Origin of the sequence: Pseudomonas sp. B21-053, assembly GCF_026016365.1 — a bacterium.
GTDB classification, from domain to species: Bacteria; Pseudomonadota; Gammaproteobacteria; order Pseudomonadales; family Pseudomonadaceae; genus Aquipseudomonas; species Aquipseudomonas nunensis.
Map to the genome: position 1 here is coordinate 6989839 of NZ_CP087205.1, position 23286 is coordinate 7013124.

21 protein-coding genes are annotated in these 23286 nt (G+C 60.2%); 13 read left to right on the top strand and 8 right to left on the bottom strand.

What is annotated here, in order from left to right; genetic code table 11:
• Positions 1-17: 17 nt before the first annotated feature.
• From LOY68_RS31515 to purE, 4 genes are all read right to left on the bottom strand, one after another.
• Entirely contained in the window at positions 18-554 is a 537-nt protein-coding gene (locus LOY68_RS31515; RefSeq protein WP_265041916.1) for a DUF3299 domain-containing protein, read from the bottom strand.
• Between the two features lie 88 nt (positions 555-642).
• A complete protein-coding gene (locus LOY68_RS31520; RefSeq protein ID WP_054048319.1) occupies positions 643-888 on the bottom strand; it encodes a GlsB/YeaQ/YmgE family stress response membrane protein in 246 nt (81 codons plus the stop codon).
• Positions 889-993: 105 nt separating this feature from the next.
• Complete coding sequence (locus LOY68_RS31525; RefSeq protein WP_265041919.1) at positions 994-2076, bottom strand: 5-(carboxyamino)imidazole ribonucleotide synthase; 1083 nt, start codon at positions 2074-2076, stop codon at positions 994-996.
• A gap of 11 nt (positions 2077-2087) precedes the next feature.
• Positions 2088-2579 carry a 5-(carboxyamino)imidazole ribonucleotide mutase gene (gene purE, locus LOY68_RS31530; RefSeq protein ID WP_019694319.1) on the bottom strand — a complete coding sequence of 164 codons (492 nt, stop codon included), beginning with the start codon at positions 2577-2579 and terminating at the stop codon, positions 2088-2090.
• Positions 2580-3022: 443 nt separating this feature from the next.
• Between purE and LOY68_RS31535 the strand changes: the two genes are divergently transcribed.
• Positions 3023-3694, top strand: a complete 672-nt coding sequence (locus LOY68_RS31535; RefSeq protein WP_265041922.1) for a hypothetical protein — start codon at positions 3023-3025, stop codon at positions 3692-3694.
• 52 nt (positions 3695-3746) lie between these two features.
• Here LOY68_RS31535 and LOY68_RS31540 read toward each other — a convergent pair whose 3' ends face one another.
• Positions 3747-4655, bottom strand: a complete 909-nt coding sequence (locus tag LOY68_RS31540) for a LysR substrate-binding domain-containing protein (protein ID WP_163910603.1) — start codon at positions 4653-4655, stop codon at positions 3747-3749.
• Positions 4656-4835: 180 nt separating this feature from the next.
• On the opposite strand from LOY68_RS31540, the gene aspA reads away from it, so the two are divergent.
• From aspA to LOY68_RS31555, 3 genes are all read left to right on the top strand, one after another.
• Entirely contained in the window at positions 4836-6260 is a 1425-nt protein-coding gene (gene aspA / locus LOY68_RS31545; protein ID WP_008150027.1) for an aspartate ammonia-lyase, read from the top strand.
• Between the two features lie 520 nt (positions 6261-6780).
• Positions 6781-8232, top strand: a complete 1452-nt coding sequence (locus LOY68_RS31550; protein WP_054048313.1) for an alanine/glycine:cation symporter family protein — start codon at positions 6781-6783, stop codon at positions 8230-8232.
• Between the two features lie 140 nt (positions 8233-8372).
• Entirely contained in the window at positions 8373-9377 is a 1005-nt protein-coding gene (locus LOY68_RS31555; RefSeq protein WP_265041924.1) for an asparaginase, read from the top strand.
• Positions 9378-9432: 55 nt separating this feature from the next.
• Here LOY68_RS31555 and LOY68_RS31560 read toward each other — a convergent pair whose 3' ends face one another.
• Entirely contained in the window at positions 9433-9978 is a 546-nt protein-coding gene (locus tag LOY68_RS31560) for a hypothetical protein (RefSeq protein ID WP_265041926.1), read from the bottom strand.
• A 147-nt stretch (positions 9979-10125) separates the two neighbouring features.
• Here LOY68_RS31560 and LOY68_RS31565 point away from each other — a divergent pair, with 147 nt between their 5' ends.
• The 3 genes from LOY68_RS31565 to LOY68_RS31575 all read left to right on the top strand — a co-directional run bounded on the left by LOY68_RS31565 (position 10126) and on the right by LOY68_RS31575 (position 13532).
• On the top strand, positions 10126-11121 hold the full coding sequence (locus LOY68_RS31565) for an AraC family transcriptional regulator (RefSeq protein WP_265041928.1): 996 nt from the start codon (positions 10126-10128) through the stop codon (positions 11119-11121).
• Positions 11122-11387: 266 nt separating this feature from the next.
• Positions 11388-12419: a histone deacetylase family protein gene (locus LOY68_RS31570; protein WP_265041930.1), complete on the top strand. Its 1032-nt coding sequence runs from the start codon at positions 11388-11390 to the stop codon at positions 12417-12419.
• A 12-nt stretch (positions 12420-12431) separates the two neighbouring features.
• Complete coding sequence (locus LOY68_RS31575; RefSeq protein WP_054617076.1) at positions 12432-13532, top strand: polyamine ABC transporter substrate-binding protein; 1101 nt, start codon at positions 12432-12434, stop codon at positions 13530-13532.
• Positions 13533-13692: 160 nt separating this feature from the next.
• Here LOY68_RS31575 and LOY68_RS31580 read toward each other — a convergent pair whose 3' ends face one another.
• Positions 13693-15243 (bottom strand): PLP-dependent aminotransferase family protein, encoded by a 1551-nt coding sequence (locus LOY68_RS31580; protein ID WP_265041932.1) that lies wholly within the window; start codon positions 15241-15243, stop codon positions 13693-13695.
• A 90-nt stretch (positions 15244-15333) separates the two neighbouring features.
• Here LOY68_RS31580 and LOY68_RS31585 point away from each other — a divergent pair, with 90 nt between their 5' ends.
• The 3 genes from LOY68_RS31585 to LOY68_RS31595 are packed head-to-tail and all read left to right on the top strand — an operon-like array spanning position 15334 to position 17103.
• Complete coding sequence (locus tag LOY68_RS31585) at positions 15334-15957, top strand: FMN-binding negative transcriptional regulator (protein ID WP_265041933.1); 624 nt, start codon at positions 15334-15336, stop codon at positions 15955-15957.
• A 9-nt stretch (positions 15958-15966) separates the two neighbouring features.
• Positions 15967-16413 carry a GNAT family N-acetyltransferase gene (locus LOY68_RS31590; protein WP_265041935.1) on the top strand — a complete coding sequence of 149 codons (447 nt, stop codon included), beginning with the start codon at positions 15967-15969 and terminating at the stop codon, positions 16411-16413.
• An 18-nt stretch (positions 16414-16431) separates the two neighbouring features.
• A complete protein-coding gene (locus tag LOY68_RS31595; RefSeq protein WP_265041936.1) occupies positions 16432-17103 on the top strand; it encodes a GNAT family N-acetyltransferase in 672 nt (223 codons plus the stop codon).
• Positions 17104-17223: 120 nt separating this feature from the next.
• Here the strand turns inward: LOY68_RS31595 and LOY68_RS31600 are convergent, their stop codons facing one another.
• Entirely contained in the window at positions 17224-18123 is a 900-nt protein-coding gene (locus LOY68_RS31600) for a homocysteine S-methyltransferase family protein (protein WP_265041937.1), read from the bottom strand.
• A 112-nt stretch (positions 18124-18235) separates the two neighbouring features.
• Between LOY68_RS31600 and LOY68_RS31605 the strand changes: the two genes are divergently transcribed.
• The 3 genes from LOY68_RS31605 to LOY68_RS31615 all read left to right on the top strand — a co-directional run bounded on the left by LOY68_RS31605 (position 18236) and on the right by LOY68_RS31615 (position 23099).
• Positions 18236-19057, top strand: a complete 822-nt coding sequence (locus LOY68_RS31605) for an ABC transporter substrate-binding protein (protein ID WP_054048293.1) — start codon at positions 18236-18238, stop codon at positions 19055-19057.
• On the top strand, positions 19054-19890 hold the full coding sequence (locus LOY68_RS31610) for an amino acid ABC transporter permease (RefSeq protein WP_265041940.1): 837 nt from the start codon (positions 19054-19056) through the stop codon (positions 19888-19890). Before LOY68_RS31605 ends, LOY68_RS31610 begins: the two co-directional genes overlap by 4 nt.
• 251 nt (positions 19891-20141) lie before the next feature.
• Positions 20142-23099, top strand: coding sequence for an autotransporter domain-containing protein (locus tag LOY68_RS31615; protein ID WP_265041942.1), 2958 nt, complete (start codon positions 20142-20144; stop codon positions 23097-23099).
• The last annotated feature ends 187 nt before the right edge of the window (positions 23100-23286 follow it).

Genomic DNA, 23286 nt, shown 5'->3' on the forward strand with positions numbered 1-23286 from the left:
AATCGATCCACCAAACGCTACAAATCCGACTCTTTCACCACCCGCACCTTCGCCGCATCCAGCGCATACGCCGCGTCGGCCAGTTCGTTGTTGACCTTTTCGATCTTCAGCGTGCCGGTCACCCACAGCGGTGTGTAGATATCGTCCAGCTTCAAGCCTTTCGGATAACGCACCAGCACCAATTGGTTAGGCGGCGGTGGCGGCACGTGGATGCAGGCGCCCGGGTAGGGCACGAGGAAGAACAGCGTGCTGCGGCCCTTGGCATCGGACTCCAGCGGCACCGGGTAACCACCGATGCGGATGTTCTTGTCGTTCATCGACGGCACGGTTTTAGTCGAGTACATCACCGCCGGCAAACCCTTGCCCTGCTTCATGCCACCCTTTGACGTAAAGGTGCCATCGCCTTCAGGGGTGTTGTGGTCGATTTCGGGCATGGCTTCGAGGGCTTTCTGGTCCGACTTGGGCATCAGTTCCAGCCAGTCGGTTTCCGGCAGTTCGCCGGCATGGGCAAGGCCCGAGCCCAGGAATAAAAGGGTCAACAGAAGACGGCGCATGGAGATGCTCGGCAAAGGGAGAGTCGATGGAATGGCGAGCATTCTAGCCCTCTCGGCCTGCGCAGCCGAGAGGACTTTGTCGCTTGAATCAGTTTCTTTTGATCAGGCCGTAGACCACCAGCAACACGATCGCACCGACCAGTGCACCGATGAAGCCAGCGCCTTGGCCAGCCTGGTAAATGCCCAGCGCCTGGCCGCCGTAAGTGGCCGCCAGCGAACCGCCGATACCGAGCAGGATGGTCATGATCCAACCCATGCTGTCATCGCCCGGTTTCAGGAACCGTGCCAGCAGGCCGACGATCAAGCCGATAAAGATGGTTCCGATAATTCCCATGGCATTTCCCTCTGATTGGTTGGTTATGCGAAAGCCTAGACAGACTTTGGCATCCTGCCATCAGAGAACGGCGGACACTGAAGGTTCCGCCGCTGCCACATGAAACTATTCGGCGATGAGGGCTTCGACCTTGAGTATCTGCGCCGCCAGCGTCTCGCGATCTGCACACCGCAGATTGGCGTGACCGACCTTGCGGCCGACCTTGAACGCCTTGCCATAGTGGTGCAGATGGCAGTCGTCGATGGCGATGACTTTCTCTACCGGCGGAACAACGCCGATGAAGTTCAGCATCGCGCTCTCGCCGATCTTGGCCGTCGAACCCAACGGCAGACCGGCAATGGCCCGCAGGTGGTTTTCGAACTGGCTGCACTCGGCGCCTTCGGTGGTCCAGTGCCCGGAGTTGTGCACGCGCGGGGCGATTTCGTTGGCCTTGAGGCCACCGTCGACTTCAAAGAATTCGAACGCCATCACGCCGACATACTCCAGCTGCTTGAGCACACGGCTGGAGTAGTCTTCAGCCAAGGCTTGCAGCGGGTGATCGGTGCTGGCCACGGACAGCTTGAGGATGCCGCTGTCGTGGGTGTTGTGAACCAGCGGATAGAAGCGTGTTTCGCCATCGCGGGCACGCACGGCGATCAGCGAGACTTCACCGGTGAACGGCACGAAGCCTTCCAGCAGGCAGGCCACGCTGCCCAGCTCGGCGAAGGTGCCGACCACGTCTTCCGGTTTGCGCAGGACTTTCTGGCCCTTGCCGTCGTAACCCAAGGTGCGGGTTTTCAACACGGCCGGCAGACCGATCGAAGCGACAGCAGCATCCAGATCGGCTTGCGACTGGATGTCGGCGAACGCCGGGGTAGGAATCCCCAGGTCCTTGAACATGCTCTTCTCGAACCAGCGATCGCGGGCGATGCGCAGGGCTTCGGCGCTCGGGTAGACCGGGACGAACTGCGACAGGAAGGCCACGGTTTCAGCCGGGACACTTTCGAACTCGAAAGTCACCAGGTCGACTTCATCGGCCAGTTGGCGCAGGTGATCCTGATCGCCGTAATCGGCCCGCAGATGCTCGCCCAACGCGGCGGCACAGGCATCCGGTGCCGGATCCAGGAAAGCGAAGTTCATGCCCAGCGGAGTGCCCGCCAACGCCAACATGCGGCCCAACTGGCCGCCACCGATTACACCGATCTTCATCGTCAACAACCTCAGGCGATGCGTGGGTCTGGATTGTCCAGGACGCTGTCTGTCTGTTCAGCACGGAAAGTTTTCAGCACGGCGTGGAACTGCGGGTGCTTGGCGCCCAGGATACTCGCCGACAACAACGCCGCGTTGATCGCGCCAGCCTTGCCGATGGCCAGGGTGGCAACCGGGATGCCCGCTGGCATCTGCACGATCGAGAGCAGCGAATCGACGCCCGAGAGCATCGACGACTGCACCGGTACGCCGAGCACCGGCAGGTGGGTCTTGGCCGCACACATGCCAGGCAGGTGAGCCGCGCCACCGGCACCGGCGATAATCACCTCGATGCCACGCGCCTCAGCCTCTTCGGCATACTGGAACAGCAGGTCCGGGGTGCGGTGGGCAGAGACCACTTTCACCTCGTAAGGGATGCCGAGCTTTTCCAGCATATCGGCGGTGTGGCTAAGGGTGGACCAATCGGACTTGGAGCCCATGATCACGCCAACCAGTGCACTCATCGTCGTGCCTCTTCTCTCTGGGCGCCCGCAGGCGCGTCAAAAAACAACAAGCCACGCAAAATGCGTGGCTTGATTGTACGAATTATGGCCGGACGAACCGGCCGAAGGCCGCGCAGTATACCTCAATGAAGCAGATAAACAGCCCCCGTAGCGACCATCTGTCATGTGCCGCAGAAAGGCGTCTTTGCTGACTCGAAAGTCAAAGGATCACAACTGATTTTGATTCGACATGCAACTCTGGCGAAACATCAAAAGACCTCAACTAAGCTCCCTGCTCATTTCTCCCCAAAACATACTGCGCAATACATCCACGAGTGCTCAAACAAACACTACAGGCACTCGCATGGTATATATCGAAACAGCACCAGAAAGAACAACTGTAACTTAAGCTAAAACTCTAACTTGCAACCCTATCGAGAGCTTCCTCTCCTTGAGAACTACCTATGCCCATTTTACTCAGGCTATTTGCACTTACCATCACATTGATGTTCAGCATCAGTGCCAACGCACTCAATAAACCGGTCGGGCTTATCGACGATCGTGACAACCCTTTTCGACTCTTCGTCCTTTTCCACGACGACGTTCCAGAATCAAAACGAAGTACAGCCTATGTTGAGAATATCCGTCCCTTTACGACGGAATTTGAAAAAATAACCAGCCGTAAAATCCACCCAGTCTTTGATCGAAGCCGGCCACCGTATACAAACTTCCATTACAAAGCTGAAGAGCCTAAAGCCATGTTTGACCGCTGGAATGAACTGACATGGAACTATAGAAAAGAACGACATGACAGCAATGAGTTCCGCTTCTCCCGTAACGATCGAGTCCTTTTAATCACCAACGACTTCATAAACGGCAGTCCGCTCTTTGGAGGAATGGGAGGCATCGCAACCCAGCCTGGGAACTCTGCCATTGCTTCGCTTGATTTCAAGCAGATAGTAGGTCACGAACTGGGGCATACATTTAATGCTGTCCATGAAGAAGGCGAAGTACTTTATAACGGATGGTGGTGTGAAACCTTTATGTTCGAACCCCTGCCACTGAGATCGAATTGCTATGTATTCAGTGAAGGAAACGGAAAGCGCATAAAAGCGTACGTTGACAGTCTGTACTAACACCTGCCGCAGGCGCGAGATACTTCTCGCACCTGCAGCACCTGCAACACCTTCACGCTCCAGCCGCTGCCCCACCTTCCAGCTTGCGCCACAGCAACCGCACGTTAGCCTTCCTGACCAGCGCACAGCGATACAAACGGATCTCCAGCGGCACGTGCCATTGCGGGCCGCCGCACACCACCAGTTCACCGCGAGCCAGTTCGGCGCGTACGCTGAGTTGCGGCACCCAGGCAATCCCCAGCCCTTCCAGCGCCATGCTTTTCAGGCTGTCGGCCATGGCGGTCTCATAAATGGTGGTAAATCGCAGGGCGCGCTGGCGCAGCAGCAGGTTCACCGAACGACCCAGAAACGCGCCGGCGCTGTAAGCGAGCAACGGCACACTGCCCTCGCCTTCCAGATCAAACAGCGGCTTGCCCTCGGCATCCGCCGCGCACACCGGCAGCATTTCCGTCTGGCCCAAATGCAGCGACGGAAAGATTTCCGGGTCCATCTGCATCGCCGCGTCCGGGTCGTAGAACGCCAGCATCAAATCGCAACCGCCTTCGCGCAGGGCATGCACGGCATCACCCACGTTGGTCGCCACCAGCCGCGTGGCAATGTTCAGGCCTTCATTACGCAACTGCGCGATCCAGCGCGGGAAGAAGCCCAGTGCCAGCGAGTGAGCCGCCGCCACCTGCATCACTTCGCCCTGCCCGCCTTCCAGGTGATGGAGATGGCGCAACACTTCGCCCAACTGCTCGACCACCGTGCGCGCCGTCACCAGAAACAACTGCCCCGCCGCTGTCAGCTCGACCGGCGTGCGCGAGCGGTTGACCAATTGCAGCCCCAATGCGGCTTCAAGGCTGCGGATCCGCCGGCTAAATGCAGGCTGGGTCACGAAGCGCCGTTCCGCAGCCTGGGAGAAGCTGCGGGTGGCGGCCAGGGCGCTAAAGTCCTCCAGCCATTTACTTTCCAGATTCATCACGCCCTCCCGGACACGCACCAAATTAGGTCACACGCTCGCCGCACACACGGCGTCACATGGGCATTATGCCGAATGTGCATAGGCCAGCGCTTAACAGCATTGGCCCAAAATTCTTCACAAGCCTAGCATTTGCAGCGTTCCGGCACAGACCGGGTCCATATCGAGATGATTTCTATCATGTCCTCCGCTGCATCTTTCCGCACAGAAAAAGACCTGCTTGGCGTACTCGAAGTACCCGCTCAAGCGTATTACGGCATCCAGACCCTGCGAGCGGTGAACAACTTCCGTCTCTCCGGCGTTCCGATTTCGCATTACCCGAAGCTGGTTGTCGGCCTGGCCATGGTTAAACAAGCCGCTGCTGACGCCAACCGCGAGCTGGGTCATCTGAGCGAAGCCAAGCACGCTGCCATCAGCGAAGCCTGTGCACGACTGATCCGCGGCGATTTCCACGAAGAGTTCGTGGTGGACATGATTCAAGGCGGCGCTGGCACTTCGACCAACATGAATGCCAACGAAGTCATCGCCAACATCGCGCTGGAGGCCATGGGTCACCAGAAAGGCGAATACCAATACCTGCACCCGAACAACGACGTGAACATGGCGCAGTCGACCAACGACGCCTACCCGACCGCGATCCGTCTGGGTCTGCTGTTGGGTCACGACGCGCTGCTGGCCAGCCTCGACAGCCTGATCCAGGCGTTCGCCGCCAAAGGTCAGGAATTCGCTCACGTCCTGAAAATGGGCCGCACCCAGTTGCAAGATGCTGTGCCGATGACCCTCGGCCAGGAATTCCGCGCTTTCGCCACCACATTGGGCGAAGACTTGGCCCGTCTGAAGACGCTGGCCCCGGAACTGCTGACTGAAGTAAACCTGGGCGGCACCGCAATCGGCACCGGCATCAACGCCGACCCGCGTTACCAGCACCTGGCCGTTGAGCGCCTGGCCCTGATCAGCGGTCAACCGCTGGTGCCAGCCGCCGACCTGATCGAAGCCACTTCCGACATGGGCGCCTTCGTGCTGTTCTCCGGCATGCTCAAGCGCACCGCGGTCAAGCTGTCGAAGATCTGCAACGACTTGCGCTTGCTGTCCAGCGGCCCACGCACCGGCATCAACGAAATCAACCTGCCGGCGCGTCAGCCAGGCAGTTCGATCATGCCCGGCAAGGTCAACCCGGTGATACCGGAAGCGGTCAACCAAGTGGCGTTCCAGATCATCGGTAACGACCTGGCCCTGACCATCGCGGCCGAAGGCGGCCAACTGCAACTGAACGTGATGGAGCCGCTGATCGCGTTCAAAATCTTCGACTCGATCCGCCTGCTGCAACGCGCCATGGACATGCTGCGCGAGCATTGCATCGTCGGCATCACCGCCAACGAAGAGCGCTGCCGCGAACTGGTCGAGCACTCGATCGGCCTGGTCACCGCGCTGAACCCGTACATCGGCTATGAAAACGCCACCCGCATCGCCCGTATCGCCCTCGAAAGCGGCCGCGGCGTGCTGGAACTGGTGCGCGAAGAAGGCTTGCTCGACGACGAAATGCTCGCCGACATCCTGCGCCCGGAAAACATGATTGCTCCGCGTCTGGTCCCGCTCAAGGCTTGATCGAACGCTGCACGCTCACCAGGTCGAGGGACTAGACACCTCTCACCTTTTGAGGGCTTGGGGATTCGTTCTCCAAGCCCTTTTTTTTAACTCTTTTGCGGCAACAACAGAATGTTTGAACGCTGAAAAATGTGGGAGCGAGCCTGCTCGCGAAGTCGGTGTGTCAGTGACCAGAAATGGTGAATCCAAGACCGTATTCGCGAGCAAGACCACTCCCACATGAAACAGCTTTCACATAAGCCCGACGCCGGTAACGTCGGGTGTTTCAAAGCTTCGTACCGTCGCTTGCACCACAATCGTGCAGACGGGCAACGCACTGATAGGTATAGTGCCGCCCCTCTTCGCGTGAGCGGTCGTCGGTAACGAGGCCCAAACCCATGCGAAACCCGACCTAATAACAACCCGCGATATGGACCGGGACGAACTTCGCCTCACCTGCCATGCCACGCGCAAGCCGGTGTAACGCGATGTTTCTACCCCTCCAGCATTTGCTTAAACAAAAAACAGCGAGGAATAATCCATGCTCGAAGTCATTAACGACTTCCTCTCAGGGAAAGTACTGATCGTGCTCATTGTCGGGCTCGGTAGCTACTTCACGATCCGCTCGCGTTTCGTTCAATTGCGCCACTTCTTCCACATGTTCGCGGTATTCCGCGACAGCCTCAAAAGCAGCGCCGGTCAACTCAGCTCGTTCCAGGCCCTGATGCTCAGCCTCGCCGGCCGTGTCGGTGCAGGTAACATCGCCGGTGTCGGCATCGCCGTGACCCTCGGCGGGCCAGGTGCGGTGTTCTGGATGTGGGTGACCGCGCTGGTCGGCATGTCCAGCAGCTTCTTCGAATGCTCCCTCGGCCAGCTCTACAAGCGCTGCGACTCCGACGGTACTTATCGCGGCGGCCCGTCCTATTACATCCAGCACGGCCTGCAGAAACGCTGGTTGGGGATGATCATGGCGTTCCTGCTGCTGATCACCTTCGGCTTCGCCTTCAACGGCCTGCAATCCCACGCAGTGACTCACTCGCTGAAGAACGCCTTCGACCTTGACCCAACGTACACTGGCGCTGCGCTGGCCGTGTTGCTGGGCCTGGTGTTCATCGGTGGCATCAAGCGTATCGCCAAGGTCGCTGATCTGCTGGTACCGGTGAAAACCCTGGTGTACATCGGCGTAACCATCTACGTGATCGTGCTGCAATTCGACCACGTTCCAGCGATGCTGATGACCATCGTCAAAAGTGCTTTCGGTCTCGACCAGGCCTTTGGCGGCCTGATCGGCAGCGCCATCGTCATGGGCGTGAAACGTGGCGTGTTCGCCAACGAAGCCGGCCTGGGCAGTGCGCCAAACGTGGCGGCGGTCGCGTCGGTCGAGCACCCGGTGGCACAAGGCGTGGTTCAGGCGTTCAGCGTGTTCCTCGACACCTTCGTGATCTGCACCTGCACCGCGTTGCTGATCCTGCTCTCGGGCTTCTACACTCCGGGCTTCGAAGGCGACGGCATTGCCCTGACCCAGAACTCCCTGGCCGCCGTGGTCGGTGACTGGGGTCGCAGCTTCATCTCCGTGGCCCTGTCGTTGTTCGTGTTCACCTCGATCCTCTACAACTACTACCTGGGCGAGAGCAACCTGCGCTTCATGATCGGTGAAAACCGCGCAGCGTTGATCGGTTACCGCGCGCTGGTATTGGTGCTGATCTTCTGGGGTGCCATCGAAAACCTAGGCACGGTGTTCGCTTTCGCCGACATCACCATGACCATGCTGGCGTTCGTGAACCTGATCGCGCTGTTCCTGCTGTTCAAGGTCGGCATGCGCATCCTGCGTGACTACGATGACCAGCGTTCTGCCGGCATCAAGACTCCGGTGTTCGATTCGAGCAAGTTCCCGGACCTGGACCTGGACCTGCAAGCCTGGCCTGCCAACCCGCCAGCCGCCGCCACCAAGGCCGAAGCTGAGCTCAAAGGCGTACCCGCAGCGCAACGCTGATCGGTTAAAGTTCGAAGTACCCTGTGGGAGTGAGCCTGCTCGCGAAAGCGGTTGCCCAGTCAACATTGATGTTGAATGTGCTGGCCCTTTCGCGAGCAAGCCCGCTCCCACAGGAACTCGTCGTTCTCCGGAGAACCTCCATGAATTCCTCGACCTATCCTGCCGCCCAGCACGTCATGGTGCTCTACACCGGCGGCACCATCGGCATGCAAGCCAGCGCCCATGGCCTGGCCCCGGCGTCCGGTTTTGAAGCGCGGATGCGCGACTACCTGCACAGCCAGCCTGAACTGGTGGTGCCACAGTGGCGCTTTCGCGAGATGAGCCCGCTGATCGACAGCGCCAACATGACCCCGGCCTACTGGCAGCAACTGCGTGAAGCGGTGGTCGATGCGGTTGATGTCCAGGGCTGCGACAGCGTGCTGATCCTGCACGGCACTGACACCCTGGCCTACAGCGCGGCGGCCATGAGCTTTCAATTGCTCGACCTGCATGCGCGCGTCTGCTTTACCGGCTCGATGCTGCCGGCCGGCGTGACCGACAGCGATGCCTGGGAAAACCTCAGCGGCGCGCTGGTCGCCCTCGGCCATGGCTTGGCGCCGGGCGTGCATCTGTACTTCCACGGCGAACTGCTGGACCCGACCCATTGCGCGAAAGTGCGCAGCTTTGGTCGCCATCCATTCAAGCGACTTGAGCGTCAGGGCGGCGGTGTGAAGGCGACTTCGCTGCCAGCGCCGTTGACCTACAACCAGCCCAAGCAACTGGCGAAAGTCGCCGTACTGCCGCTGTTCCCCGGCATTGGCGCCGAAGTCCTGAACGGCCTGCTAGATAGCGGCACTCAGGGTTTGGTGCTGGAGTGCTACGGCAGCGGCACTGGGCCGAGCGACAATCCTGAGTTTCTCGCCAGCCTTGAGCGGGCGCGCGATAACGCTGTTGTCGTGGTAGCCGTCACTCAATGCCATGAAGGTGGCGTCGAGCTGGATGTGTACGAGGCCGGCAGTCGCTTGCGTGGTGTTGGCGTGCTGTCGGGTGGCGGCATGACCCGTGAAGCGGCGTTCGGCAAGTTGCATGCATTGCTGGGCGCAGGTCTGGAAAACGCCGAAGTACGGCGCCTGGTCGAGCTGGATCTGTGTGGTGAATTGAGCTGATCCATCGCCTGCCGCCGGCTCCCGAGATGTCGCAGGAGCCGGCTGGCCGCGAAGATTACTTCTTGACCTGATAATCCTGGCCCCACACCCGTACCGTGGTGGACGTCTCGATCGGCCCTTCAAAAATGAATTTCTGCCGCACCGCGGCTTTCGGCGGCACGGTAACGTCATCCGGGTTTTCCAGGCTGGCTGTCAGCCCGTTGGCATACCCGTCCTGATCGATCGCCAGCAAAGCGCCGGCCTGCTTGAGGTTGATCAGGCGCAATTGGCTGTCGCTGCTGTTCTTGAAGCCCAGCGTGACATTGAAGGTGTCGCCGACGGCCTCGGTCTTCAACACCTGAACATCGATGCGGTCCTTCATTTGCTCACGCGAGGAAATGATCGAAGCACCGTCAACGCCTTGGGCCGACTGACGCCCGTCAAGCACCCCTTCACTGACCCCGCCCAACAGGTTTTTGCCGGCCGAAATCGCCGAAGAGACCGCTGCCTTGGCCGAGTCCTTGATACTGCTGTCGTTGGCCGGCTCGCCCTCGGCAAAGCACAGCGAGCTGAGCAACAAGCTGGAGGCCAGGATAATGTGGCGCGAGGGAGTGAAAGTCATACCTAATCCTTTATGGTTGTTTGCGACACCACCCGGAGGGTGAATGGCAGGCAGGTTGCACCAATCGGCTTTTGTCGGCAAGCCAGCACCAGCAGCAGCGGCATACAACTTGCTGCCTTCAAGCAGACTTCATGAACGGACGCGAGCATGCTCCACTCCCACCTCACCACTCTCAACGCCGTCTCCCTGGTGCTCAATACCTTCAAGGCTGAAGGCTTGTCCAGCGAGGCATTGCTCGCGGGAAGTGGCATCAGCGCAGCGGATCTGAGCCGGGCCGACACGCGCATCACCACCAATCAGGAGATGCAGGTCTGCGCCAATGCGGTCGCGCTCAAGCGCGATATCGGCCTGGAGCTGGGCCGTCGGATGCATGTTTCGTCCTATGGCATGCTCGGTTATGCGCTGCTCACCAGTGCCACCTTCGGTGACGCTTTGCGCCTGGCGATACGTTATCCGGCGCTGCTGGGAACACTTTTCGAGCTGAGCCTGGAAGACGATGGCGAACGCATCTGGTTCGTCGCCGCCGATTACCGGGAGAACCCGGCGCTGGCGGTGTTCAATGCCGAGTTCTGCCTGGTCTCGCTGAAAGTCATCTGCGACGACCTGCTCGGCCATCCACTGCCGCTGCTGGCCGCGCGGTTTGAACATTTGGCGCCGGATTATCAGGCGACCTACGCCGAGCATTTCGCTTGCCCCTTGAGCTTCGAGGCGCGGGACAACGCGTTTGCCTTCGACCGACAGTGGCTCGACCAACCGTTACCTCTGGCCGATGTGATCACCCATCAAGCCATGGCCGAACGCTGCCGCAAGCAGAACACCGAGTTCACCGGCCGCCAGGCGTGGCTGGGCCGGATTCGCCAGTTGCTCAGCGCGCAGTTGCATGCCGCGCCGGGGCTTGAAGGGCTGGCTGAGCAGATGAAGTGTTCGCCGCGCACCTTGCGCCGGCATCTCAAGGATTTGGGCTGCAGCTATCAAGAGCTGCTGGATGAACTGCGGTTCGAGCAGGCCAAGCAGATGCTCTGCGAGGATCAACTGCCGATCTATCAAATCGCCGAAGCGCTGGGGTTCAGCGAGACCGCGAGCTTCCGGCATGCGTTTGTACGCTGGAGTGGCGTGGCCCCCAGCCAGTTCCGGCCCCACTGATATCCCAATGTGGGAGCGGGCTTGCTCGCGAAGGCGGTGTGTCAGTTGACATTGATTTGACTGACACACCGCTTTCGCGAGCAAGCCCGCTCCCACAGGTTTTGTATTCCATGCCCAAGGCCAGGGCGCCGATGCGCCAATAAGGGGCGAATTTCGGTCAAATGTTTTGGCCATATCGATCCCCTTTTGGCCTTTCCTGCCGTTCTCCCAAACGCCTCGCCCCGCAAGACTGTGTTCAACCGAATCAGCTTGCGGAGAACAAGAAAATGCTGACGATCTACTCGGACGATCACCACCTGCACCACGGCCGCTGCGAATTGATGGACGGGCAATTGATGCCCTGCTTCGAAATGCCTTCGCGCGCCGACCATGTTCTACAGCGCGTGCAAGACCGCGACCTCGGGCCGGTGGAAGTGCCGCAGGATTTTGGCCTGGAGCCGATCCAGCGCATTCACGACCACGACTATCTCGACTTCTTCAAAGGTGCCTGGGCACGCTGGACCGAGTTCAATACCGACGGCGACTTGCTGCCCTACACCTGGCCGGCGCGGACTCTGCGCCGGATCAAACCCACCAGCCTGCACGGCCAGCTCGGCTATTACAGCTTCGACGGCGGCGCGCCGATCACCGCCGGCACCTGGCAAGCGGCGTACAGCGCAGCGCAAGTGGCGTTGACTGCCCAAGCCGCCATCCAGCGCGGCGCCCGCAGTGCCTTCGCGCTGTGCCGTCCGCCGGGACACCACGCCGCCAGTGATTTGATGGGCGGTTATTGCTACCTCAACAACGCCGCCATCGCCGCCCAGGCGTTCCTCGATCAGGGCCACAAAAAGGTCGCGATCCTCGACGTCGATTACCACCACGGCAACGGCACCCAATCGATTTTCTACGAGCGCAGCGATGTGCTGTTCACCTCGATCCACGGCCACCCGGAAGCCGAATTCCCGTTCTTCCTCGGCTACGAAGATGAGCTGGGTGAAGGCGCCGGTGAAGGCTTCAACTTCAACTACCCTTTGCCCGCCGGCTCGGGCTGGGAAACCTGGAGCGCAGCGCTGGATCAGGCGTGTAAAGAGATCGAGAAGTACGGGGCCGACATCGTCGTCGTGTCCCTGGGCGTCGATACCTTCAAGGACGACCCCATCTCGCAATTCAAGCTCGACAGCCCGGATTACCTGGCCATGGGCGAGCGCATCGCGAAGCTCGGCAAGCCGACGCTGTTCGTGATGGAAGGCGGTTACGCGGTAGAAGAAATCGGCATCAACGCCGTGAACGTTCTCGAAGGTTTTGAAAGCGCCCAATGAGGAATTAGAAGAATGAACAGACTCAAGCGTTTTATCGCTCCAGCGCTATGCGCGACGGTACTTAGCGGTGCCGTTCACGCCGAAGACCGAACGTTGCGCGTCTACAACTGGTTCGACTACATCACCCCCAAAGCCCTCGAAGACTTCAAGGCCCAGAACACCCAGACCAAACTGGTCTACGACATTTTCGACACCAACGAAGCGCTGGAAGCCAAGCTGTTGACCGGCAACTCCGGCTATGACGTGGTGGTGCCGTCCAACGTGTTCCTCGCCAAGCAGATCGAAGCCGGCGTGTTTCAGCCCCTGGACCGCAGCAAGTTGCCGAACTGGAATCACCTCGATCCCAAGCTGATGAAGCTGATCGAAGCCAACGATCCCGGCAACAAATTCGCCGTGCCGTACATGTACGGCACCATCCTGATCGGCTTCAACCCGGACAAGGTCAAGGCTGCGCTGGGCGCCGATGCGCCGGTGGACAGTTGGGACCTGATTTTCAAGGAAGAGAACATCAGCAAGCTCAAGCAGTGCGGCGTCGCCCTGCTCGACTCGCCGTCGGAGATCTTGCCGCTAGCCCTGCAACACCTCGGCCTGGACCCGAACAGCAAAAAGCCTGCGGACTACGACAAGGCTGAAGCGCTGCTGATGAAGATCCGGCCGTACGTCACGTACTTCCACTCGTCCAAGTACATGGCCGACATCGCCAACGGCGACATCTGCGTCGCGGTCGGCTATTCCGGCAGCTTCTCCCAAGCTGCCAACCGCGCCAAAGAAGCCAAGAATGGCGTGGTCGTGGATATGCGCCTGCCGAAAGAAGGCGCGCCGATCTGGTTCGACATGCTCGCGATTCCTAAAGGTGCAAAGAACACGGAAGACGCCTACACCTTCATCAACTACCTGCTGCAACCCCAGGTGATTGCGCCGGTCAGCGACTTCGTCGGCTACCCGAACCCGAACAAGGACGCCACGGAACTGGTCGACCCGGCGATCCGCAACAACCCGAACCTGTACCCGACCGAGTCAGCGATGAGTACGCTCTACACCCTGCAACCGCTGCCGCGAGATGCCGAGCGAGCGCGGACCCGGGCGTGGACGAAGATTAAGTCCGGGACTTGATGGGTAGGTCCATCAGCTAACCCACAGAACCTGTGGAAGACACAGAATCTGTGGGAGCGGGCTTGCTCGCGAAGAGGGAGTGTCAGTCGACATCATCGTTGGCTGACACACCGCTTTCGCGAGCAAGCCCGCTCCCACAGGGATATCGGTGATTGGTTGATCAGCGACACCAGGCAGAACGCAACCTTAGCAACGCCGACTCAATGTCAGTCTCCGGCACCGCAGCAAACCCCAGCACCAACCCCGCACGCTCATCCGCTGGCCGGGTCGAGTCGGGCAGCCAATAACCGCTCAACGCATTGATCTCAACCCCCACCGCTTCCGCTTGGGCCACCAGTTCAGACTCGCGGACCACGCTCTCGACCGACACCGTCAAATGCAGCCCCGCCGCCACACTGGGCAGGTTGCCCACGCCGGGAATGTCCTTCGGCCAACCGGCCAGCAACGTATTACGCCGACTCAGCGCCGCACGACGCATGCGCCGAATATGCCGCTGGAAATGCCCCGCCGCGATGAACTCGGCCATCACGGCCTGAGTGCTGACTTCCGAGTGCCGCACATCCACCGCACGCCGACGGGAGAACGCATCCACCAGACCCGGCGGCAATACCAGATAACCCAGGCGCAATGCCGGGAACGCTACTTTGCCGAACGTCCCGACGTACAACACCCGCCCCTGCCGATCCAGCGCAGCTAACGGTGCCAATGGCGCGCCGCTGTAACGGTATTCGCCGTCATAGTCATCTTCGACGATCCAGCCTTGGGTGCGCTCGGCCCACGCCAACAACTCCAGGCGCCGCGCCAGGCTCATGATCACCCCGGTCGGGTACTGATGAGACGGAGTGACGTAAGCCAGTCGGCAATCCTCCAGCCCTTCCAGTTCGGCGCAATTGATGCCCTCGCTGTCCACCGATACGCCGTGCAATTTGCCACCGGCCACGGCGAACGCATGACCGGCCGCGCGATACCCCGGATTCTCGATCGCCACCCCATCGCCCGGCTCTACCAGCAGCTGTGCACAAAGGCTAATTGCCTGCTGCGCGCCACTGGTGATCACAATTTGCTCAGCCGAGCACTGCATGCCCCGGGAACTGCGCAGATACGCGGCAATCATTCCGCGCAATCTTTCATCGCCTGCCGGGTCGCCATAACACAGCTGCTGCAAATCCGGTTTGCGCCAGAAAGCCGCGTTCAGCTTGGCCCACACCTCGAACGGAAACAGATCGAAAGCCGGCACACCCACCCGAAAAGCCTTCGGCGGGCCACTCGGCGGCAGGGCCAAATGGTTCTTTTCAACCCGCGCCAACGCGCCACTGTGGATAACTTTACTGGATGGAATCACAGGTAAATCCAGCCAATTTGTGGATAAGGCTGTGGGTAACCCTGTTGACAACCCTGTGGATACTTTTGTGGATAGTTTTTTCGTCGGTATCGCGGTTTGCGGCAATTGCGCGACGTAAGTGCCGTCGCCCACCCGACCTTCGATAAAGCCTTCGGCGTAGAGCTGATCGTAGGCACGGACCACGCTGTTTCGGGAAATCGACAGCGCCGCCGCCAAATCTCGGCTGGCCGGCAATCGCGTGCCACTGGCCAGTCGGCCGTCGAGCACGCGCACCCGCAACGCCTGATAGAGCTGACGACTCAACCCCTGGCGCGGATCGAGTTCGATGCCGGCCGGGTTGAAGGACAAGGAAAGCGGCGCATCCTTCATCACAATGGACCTATGAAATTGGTCTTGAATGGCTCTTACAACAGACCAATAGCCTGCCTAGGATGAAGCCATTCGCCAAGGGAAATTTCCATGTACACGCCAAGCAGCTTTGCCATCGACGATTTGCAGGACTTGCATCAGCAGATACTCGCTACCCGCCTCGCCATGCTGGTTACCCATGGCGAGCAAGGCTTGCAAGCCAGCCATATTCCGTTGCTGCTGGATGCCGAACAAGGCCCCAATGGCACCCTTTACGGACACTTGGCCAAGGCCAATCCGCAATGGAAGGAATTGCAAAACGGCGCCGAGGCGCTGGTGATTTTTGCCGGTGCCGACGCGTACGTGAGCCCTGGCTTTTACCCGGCCAAAGCCGAGCACGGCAAAGTCGTGCCGACCTGGAACTACGTCGCCGTTCACGCTTACGGCGTGGCTGAAGTGTTCACCGACGCTGATCGCCTGCGCAATCTGGTCAGCGCCCTCACTGATCGCCACGAAGCGGATCGTACTCAGCCATGGAAAGTCGCTGACGCCCCGGCCGACTACATCGCCGGCATGCTCCGGGCCATCGTCGGTTTCGCCCTGCCGATCGAGCGCCTGGAAGGCAAACGCAAGTTGAGCCAGAACCGCAGCGCCGCAGACATCGCCGGTGTGCGCGAAGGGCTGGCCGCCAGCCCCGACGCGCAGGACCAGGCACTCGCCCACTTGATGCGTTAAGGAATGAACATGAGTCAGATCGAGATCCGCCAGGTCAGCGCCGACGACCACGCCGCATGGTTGCCGTTGTGGCAAGCCTACCTGCGCTTCTACAACACCGAATTGCCCGACGCTGTGACTCCAAGCACTTGGCTGCGCATGCTCGACCCGAACGAGCCAACCCACTCCGCCCTCGCCTGGGCCGATGGCAAAGCCGTGGGGATGGTGAACTTTATCTACCACCGCTCGAACTGGAGCATCGAAAACTCTTGCTACCTGCAAGACCTATTGGTAACGGAGGACACCCGGGGCACCGGCGTCGGTCGCAAGCTGATCGAATTCGTCTACGCCACCGCCAAGGCAGACGGTTGCTGCAAGGTTCACTGGCTGACCCACGAAACCAACGCCACCGCGATCCAGCTCTACGAGCGCATCGCTGAACGCCCCGGTCTCATTCAGTTTCGCAAAGCCCTTTAAGGTTCAAGGAGAACAACAATGTCGACTTCACTCGCGGACTGGAAAGGCGCCCCGGCCCCCACGGTTCAACTGATCGAAGGGCGCTTTATTCGCTTGGAAAAACTCGATCCTGCGCGCCACGCCGATGGCTTGTTCAAAGCCCTGCAAGGGCCCGGCGCCGATCCGAAACTCTGGGATTACTTGCCTTACGGCCCCTTCCCGGAGCGCAGCGTGTTCAACGATTGGCTGAACAACCACGCGGCCAACAGCGACCCGTATTTCTTCGCGGTGATCGATCGTGCCAGCGGTGATGTGCAGGGCATCCTCAGCCTGATGTCGATCGTCCCGGCTCAGGGCCGTATCGAAATTGGCCACGTGACCTTCGGCGCACCGATGCAGCGTTCGCCGAAAAGCACCGAAGCGGTTTACCTGCTGGCCAAAGAATCGTTTGCCATGGGCTACCGGCGTCTGGAGTGGAAGTGCAACAACGGCAACGCCCGCTCCAAATATGCGGCCGAGCGGTTGGGCTTCAGTTTTGAAGGGGTGTTCCGCCAGCACATGGTCGTGAAAGGGCAGAACCGCGATACGGCGTGGTATTCGATTCTGGATTCGGAATGGCCGGCGATTGGGGCGGGGTTTGAGCGGTGGCTTTCTGATGAAAACCAGACGGATTCGGGGCAGGTGAAAACCTTGGCTGAGTGCCGCGGGTAAATATTTAGCGTCTGGACGGACGCCTTCGCGGGCAAGCCTCGCTCCTACAGGGTGATGCGTTGATCCCTATCTTGCGGACAACCCAAAACCTGTAGGAGCGAGGCTTGCCCGCGAATAGCCTCACGCCAATTTCTGGGCTAAAACCGCAATATGCTCCGGCCCGATCCCGCAGCACCCGCCCAAGTGACTGGCACCACGCTGCTGCCAATCCGCCGCCCAATGCAGGTAACCCGGTGGATCAAGATCCTCGCGCAACGGGTCGAGCCCGTCGTTGGCCGTGGCTTCTTTCGGTTGCGGCGGGAAGGCATTCGCGTACGCGCCGATGTGAATGTTCACACCCAGGCGCTCGAACGTTTCCCGCGCCGCATCGATGGCCGCGCCGATCACTTCCGGCTGGCTGCAGTTGAACAGCAAGGTCTCGACGCCCAACTCTGCCGCCACTGCCGCCGCTTCAGCCACCGGCTCGCCAGAACGCAAACGCGGCACGTCGTCGGTGTCTTCATCCTTCAAGGTAAACGACAGCCAGAACGGCTTGCCGTCCTTCGGCAGACCGGCGTGGATCGCCCGCGCTTCGACGATTGAGCTCTGGGTTTCCGCCAGCCACAGGTCAACGTGGGGCGCGAGGCCTCTCACCAGTGGTGTCAGCAATTCTGTCACTCGGGCAGCGTCGAACAGGTCCGGTCGGTAGGAGCCAAACAGCGGTGGCAACGAGCCGGCCACGCGTACCGGTTTGCCTGCAGCGTCTACCGCGCGCCGCGCCAGTTCACCGGCCAGTGCGGCCAGGGCCTGACCCTCGGCGGCAAAACGCTCCTCGCCAATATGAAACGGCACCACCGCATAACTGTTGCTGGTGATGACGTTGGCACCGCTTTCGATATAAGCCGCGTGCACCGCCTCGACCGCTTGCGGCGCCTCACTCAAGGCCAGCGCCGACCACTCGGGCTGTCTGAACGGCGCACCTCGGCGCTGCAGCTCACGGCCCATGCCGCCGTCCAGAATTACTGTGCTTCCTGCGCCCATATGCTTTTCACTCATAAGCTTATGAAAATAACTCACTATCAGAGTCGTTCTTATAACTATTTAATACGTAACATCTGGTTAATAACAACCTCTTTTTTATCAGGGATCGCCTGTGAAATTCCAACCGCTACTGGCCCTGGGCCTGACGATTTTGGCTGCCTCCACCCAAGCCTTTGGCGGCGCCACGCTGGATCGCGTCGAGCAAAAGAAAGAACTGGTGGGCGTGCTGATGGAAAGTTATCCACCGTTCTCCTTCCTCAATGACCAAAACCAACTCGACGGTTTCGACGTCGATGTGGCCAAAGCCGTGGCCGAGAAACTCGGCGTCAAACTGCGTCTCGAAACCCCGTCATGGGACGTGATTGCCGCTGGCCGCTGGAGCGGTCGTTACGACATCTGCATCTGCTCGATGACCCCGAGCAAGGCCCGCGCCGAAGTCTTCGATTTCCCGGTTGAGTACTACGCCTCGCCTGCCGTGATCGTGGTCAACGCCAAGGATGACCGCATCCACAACGCCAAGGACCTGAGCGGCAAAAAAGTCGGCCTCACCAGCGCCTCCAGCTACGAAAGCTACCTGAACAAAAACCTGGTGATCGAAGGCGCCGAAGACACGCAGTTGCAGTACCCGTTCGAGGACGTGCAGATCGCTCCGTATGACACCGATAACGTGGCGTTCCAGGACCTGGGCCTCGGCGCCGGTGTTCGACTGGACGCGATTCTCACCAACCTGGTGACCGCGCAACCGCGCCTGAACGAGGACAAACGCTTCAAACTCGCCGGCGACCCGCTGTACTCGGAGCCGAACTCCGTGGCCATCGAAAAGGGTGACGCGCAGTGGGACAGCAAAGTCCGTGAAGTTTTCGCCCAGCTTAAACAGGACGGCACGTTGACCAAGCTCTCGCAAAAATGGATCGGCGCCGACATCAGCCAATGACTTCTTTCCCGACACCTCCCCAGCCACCGCAACCGGTGGCTGAGTCACGCCTGCAACGGATCTTCGGATTCCGCACGCGGCTGTACCTGACCTGGGCGGCGATGTTCGGCTTGTTCGCCAGTTTCTTCCTGAGCTTCGACCTGAAGTTCTCGATCATCCTCGACAAGCTGCCCAACCTCGTCGGCCTGCACCTTGCGCCGAATGGCTTTCTGCAAGGCGCGGCGCTGACGTTGTTTCTCTGCGCCTGCTCAATCATCGCGTCATCGCTGCTGGGCTTTATCACCGCACTGGGACGACTTTCGAAAAGCGCCGTGGCGTTCGGCATTGCGAGTTTCTACGCGTCATTCTTTCGTGGCACGCCGCTGCTGATCCAGATCCTGCTGATCTACCTTGGCCTGCCGCAACTGGGCGTCGTACCGGGCGCCATCGCCGCCGGGATCATCGCCCTGTCACTGAACTACGGCGCTTACCTCAGCGAAATCTTCCGCGCCGGCATCCTCGGCGTCCCCCACGGCCAACGCGAAGCTTCCTTGGCGCTCGGCATGCGCGAAACCGTAATCTTCTGGCGCGTCACCCTGCCCCAGGCCATGCGCACCATCATCCCGCCGACCACCAACCAATTCATCTCCATGCTCAAGGACTCGTCGCTGATCTCGGTGATGGGGGTTTGGGAAGTGATGTTTCTGGCACAGTCGTATGGGCGCTCGAGCTATCGCTACATCGAGATGCTGACGACGGCTGCGATTATTTATTGGGTGATGTCGATTGGGCTGGAGCTGATCCAGGCGCGGATGGAACGGCATTACGGCAAGGCGTATTTAAGTCGTAGCTAAGCTGAAATACGAAACCCGGTAGGAGCTGCCGAAGGCTGCGATCTTTTGATCTCTCGCAAGCCGCACTATAGAAAGATCAAAAGATCGCAGCCTTCGGCAGCTCCTACATTGTCCAGGTACGCATTAAATTGCGCATAGATGCGTCGAACTCCGAAATATCTGCAAAAGATTGCACTTAACCAACGACATCATTCTGTAAAAACCCTCCGCTATACAAGACGGCCCGCTTATAACAAAAAGGCTGTCCACCCATGCCCTTCTCGCCCCAGCGTCTCGCCCTGACCATTGCGCTGTTGATCAGCACCACCGCCGCCCACGCCAAAAACGTGCAAATCGACACCGCCACCACCGCCGCGCAAACACTCGGCGGTAGCGACACGTTGACGATCTCGGCACCGGGCAGTATCACCAACAGCGGCAAGACCGTGAGCCTGAAGGACAGCGCCAGCGGTGCGGGTGTGGTGATCGATAACTCGGGCAAGATCGTTTCCACCGGTGGCCGGGCGATCGACAGCAGCGGCGATCTGACCAAGGCGCGCAACTACAGCATCTATAACCGCAGCGGCGGGCAGATTCTCGGGTTCAACGACGCGTTGCGCATCGACAGCAATTTCGCCAGCGGCAGTTTGCTGATCGATAACAGCGGCATCATTCGCTCCACCACCGGCCAGGGGCTGGACCTGGATGCCTTGCGCAGCGACGGCGTCAAAACCACCATCATTAACCGCGCGGGCGGGCTGATTCGCGGTGACGCCAGCGACGGCATGAAGACCGGCGCAAATGCGACGATCACCAACTACGGCGAGATTTCGACGGGCGATTCTCACAACGTCGACGAGAAATTCGATGGCATCGACATTGATACCGCGACCGGCGTGACAGTGACCAACTACGGCACTATTTCGGGTGGCCGTCACGGTATCACCACCGACCTCGGCGCCACACTGGTCAACTACGGGCAGATCACCGGCCGCAACGGTTCGGGCTTCGGCTCCGATGGTGACGGCACCGTGATCAACCACGGCACGATCACCGGCGCCTACTCGGGGCTGCAACCCAACGGTGACGGCGATGGTGTGGACATCGACAACATCGCCCACATCGAAAACTACGGCACCATCCAGGGCGTCGGCGCGGGTGGCGTGGACAAGGGTGGTTTCGCCAACGGCAGTGAAGGCATCGCGTTGGGCGGCGGCACAATCTTGAACGCCAAAGGTGCGCTGATCAGCGGCGCCAACAGTGCAATCCTGGTGGATGACGGCAGCGGCGGTTCGGGCGTGGCGGCGACGGCGCTGCAAAACTTCGGCACCATTCAGGGCCTCGACGGGTTCGGTGTGAAATTCGTCGGTGAGTTCGCCGACAGCGTGATCAACGGCGGGACCATCAGCGGCAGCAACGGTCTGGCGCTCGACCTCGGTGGCGGCAACGACAACCTGACCTTGCGCAACGGCAGCCGCTTCGTCGGCGTAGTCGATGGCGGCAGCGGTTATGACCGGGTGATGATGGACGATGTGGCGGGCGGCAGTTTCGGCGCCAGTCGTAATTTCGAATGGCTGGAGGTCAAGCAAGGTGCCTGGACGCTGACCGGCATCGGCGATTTCAGCGACGGCGGCGCGGTGCGCAATGGCGCGACGCTGATCAACCAGGGCGGCATTGCCGGTTCGCTTACCGTGGATCAGGGCGGCCTCTATGCCGGCGGTGGTTCGGTGGGCAATCTGTTGGTCAACGGTACGCTGCAAACCAACACGCAATTGGGCACCGCGAGCGTCGTTCACGATTTGACCTTTGGCAGCGGCGCCACCCTGGCCTATGGCGTGAATGCCGATGGCAGCAGCGCCCCAGTGAGGGTCGGTGGCATCGCCAACCTGAATGGCGCGACCCTGGCGGTGAACCCCGGCAGCGGCACCTATCCGTGGCAAAGCCATTACACCGTGCTGCAAGCCGCGAGCGTCAATGGCACGTTCGGCAAGGTCACCAGCGATTACGCGTTCCTCACGCCGACCCTCGCGTACACCCCGACCCAGGTCGATCTGACCTACACCCGCAACGACATCGCCTTCAACGAATTAGCCGCCACCGGCAACGGCAGCAACGCCGCCAACAGCCTGGCCTCGATCGGCAAAAACAATGCGCTCTACAACGCGTTGCTCAACACCACCACCGCCACGGCAGGCGCGGCTATCGAACAACTGGCTGGCGCGAGCAACGCCAACCTGACCAGCGCCACCCTTAGCGCGAGCAGCCATATTGGCGGCAGCATGCTTTCAGCGATGCAACACATGGGCGGCAGTTCAGGCTTGTTGGTAGGCCTCGATCAACGGGATACGCCGGTCCTCGCGTCCACCGGCGTGCCGGCGGAAGCGCGCAACCTCAACGATCCGAATGCGCAAGGTCGTCTGTGGCTGCAAGCCATCGGCGGTTACGGCAAGCTCGACGGCGAACACGGCAACAGCGGTCTGGAACAACGCACCAAGGGCAGCGTGCTGGGTGCCGACTGGGCGCTTAATCCGCAATGGCGCCTGGGGGTGCTCGGTGGTTATTCGAAAACCGATCTGGATGCCACTGGCGTCGATGGCAATGTCGAGAGCTGGCACGCCGGGGTCTACGCCCTGCGCCAAAGCGGCCCGTTCGCGCTGCGTCTCGGCGCGGCCTACAGCGGCCATCAGGGTGAAAGCAAACGTACGGTCGCGTTCAACGGTTTCAGTGATCGGCCAAAAGGCGATTACGACGCTGACAGCCAGCAAGCCTTCGCTGAACTGGGTTATGCCATGGGCAGCGGTCGCCTCAGCGCCGAACCCTTCGCCAACCTCGGCTACCAGCGTTACCACCGCGACAGCTACCAGGAAAAGGGCGGCGCCGCGGCGTTGCAGGTCGAGGAACAAACCCAGGACAATTTCAGCAGTACCTTCGGCGTTCGCCTGGCGCACCTGAGCACTCTGGACAACGGTATGAGCCTGACTCCGCGCATGAGCGCTGGCTGGAAGCACACCTATGGCGATGTCAGCAGCTCGACGCGTCAGGCCTTTGTGGTCGGCGGCACGGCGTTCAGTGTCGACGGCAGTTCACTGGATCGCGACAGCATGGTGCTTGAGGCCGGGCTGGACCTGGGGATTTCGGCGCGGCATTCCGTGGGGGTTGCCTACAGCGGTGAGATTGGCAGCAATAGCCGTAACCATGGGTTGATTGGACAGTGGCAGATGAGTTTCTGAGTTTTCGCCAATCGAAGATTCCGGGATTGTTGTAGGGAAAAACTGTTGATGATCGGTGAAACCGGACCTGTTTCAGGCCCACGGCAGATTCGGCTACAAGCAAAGGATCCACGCCTTTCAAAACACGCGGAAATGCCCGGCATCCTGAAATTGCTTCGGCTTTTAAAGTTTGGCCTCCCTGCAAAAG

Bases quoted from the DNA above. Each gene is read 5' to 3' on its own strand.
- purE (WP_019694319.1), bottom strand. From the start codon at position 2,579: ATGAGTGCACTGGTTGGCGTGATCATGGGCTCCAAGTCCGATTGGTCC.
- LOY68_RS31535 (WP_265041922.1), top strand. From the start codon at position 3,023: ATGCCCATTTTACTCAGGCTATTTGCACTTACCATCACATTGATGTTC.
- LOY68_RS31600 (WP_265041937.1), bottom strand. From the start codon at position 18,123: ATGGGCGCAGGAAGCACAGTAATTCTGGACGGCGGCATGGGCCGTGAG.
- LOY68_RS31615 (WP_265041942.1), top strand. From the start codon at position 20,142: ATGCCCTTCTCGCCCCAGCGTCTCGCCCTGACCATTGCGCTGTTGATC.
- LOY68_RS31540 (WP_163910603.1), bottom strand. From the start codon at position 4,655: ATGAATCTGGAAAGTAAATGGCTGGAGGACTTTAGCGCCCTGGCCGCC.
- LOY68_RS31575 (WP_054617076.1), top strand. From the start codon at position 12,432: ATGAACAGACTCAAGCGTTTTATCGCTCCAGCGCTATGCGCGACGGTA.
- LOY68_RS31610 (WP_265041940.1), top strand. From the start codon at position 19,054: ATGACTTCTTTCCCGACACCTCCCCAGCCACCGCAACCGGTGGCTGAG.
- LOY68_RS31520 (WP_054048319.1), bottom strand. From the start codon at position 888: ATGGGAATTATCGGAACCATCTTTATCGGCTTGATCGTCGGCCTGCTG.
- LOY68_RS31590 (WP_265041935.1), top strand. From the start codon at position 15,967: ATGAGTCAGATCGAGATCCGCCAGGTCAGCGCCGACGACCACGCCGCA.
- LOY68_RS31580 (WP_265041932.1), bottom strand. From the start codon at position 15,243: ATGAAGGATGCGCCGCTTTCCTTGTCCTTCAACCCGGCCGGCATCGAA.
- LOY68_RS31565 (WP_265041928.1), top strand. From the start codon at position 10,126: ATGCTCCACTCCCACCTCACCACTCTCAACGCCGTCTCCCTGGTGCTC.
- aspA (WP_008150027.1), top strand. From the start codon at position 4,836: ATGTCCTCCGCTGCATCTTTCCGCACAGAAAAAGACCTGCTTGGCGTA.
- LOY68_RS31550 (WP_054048313.1), top strand. From the start codon at position 6,781: ATGCTCGAAGTCATTAACGACTTCCTCTCAGGGAAAGTACTGATCGTG.
- LOY68_RS31515 (WP_265041916.1), bottom strand. From the start codon at position 554: ATGCGCCGTCTTCTGTTGACCCTTTTATTCCTGGGCTCGGGCCTTGCC.
- LOY68_RS31585 (WP_265041933.1), top strand. From the start codon at position 15,334: ATGTACACGCCAAGCAGCTTTGCCATCGACGATTTGCAGGACTTGCAT.
- LOY68_RS31525 (WP_265041919.1), bottom strand. From the start codon at position 2,076: ATGAAGATCGGTGTAATCGGTGGCGGCCAGTTGGGCCGCATGTTGGCG.
- LOY68_RS31570 (WP_265041930.1), top strand. From the start codon at position 11,388: ATGCTGACGATCTACTCGGACGATCACCACCTGCACCACGGCCGCTGC.
- LOY68_RS31560 (WP_265041926.1), bottom strand. From the start codon at position 9,978: ATGACTTTCACTCCCTCGCGCCACATTATCCTGGCCTCCAGCTTGTTG.
- LOY68_RS31595 (WP_265041936.1), top strand. From the start codon at position 16,432: ATGTCGACTTCACTCGCGGACTGGAAAGGCGCCCCGGCCCCCACGGTT.
- LOY68_RS31555 (WP_265041924.1), top strand. From the start codon at position 8,373: ATGAATTCCTCGACCTATCCTGCCGCCCAGCACGTCATGGTGCTCTAC.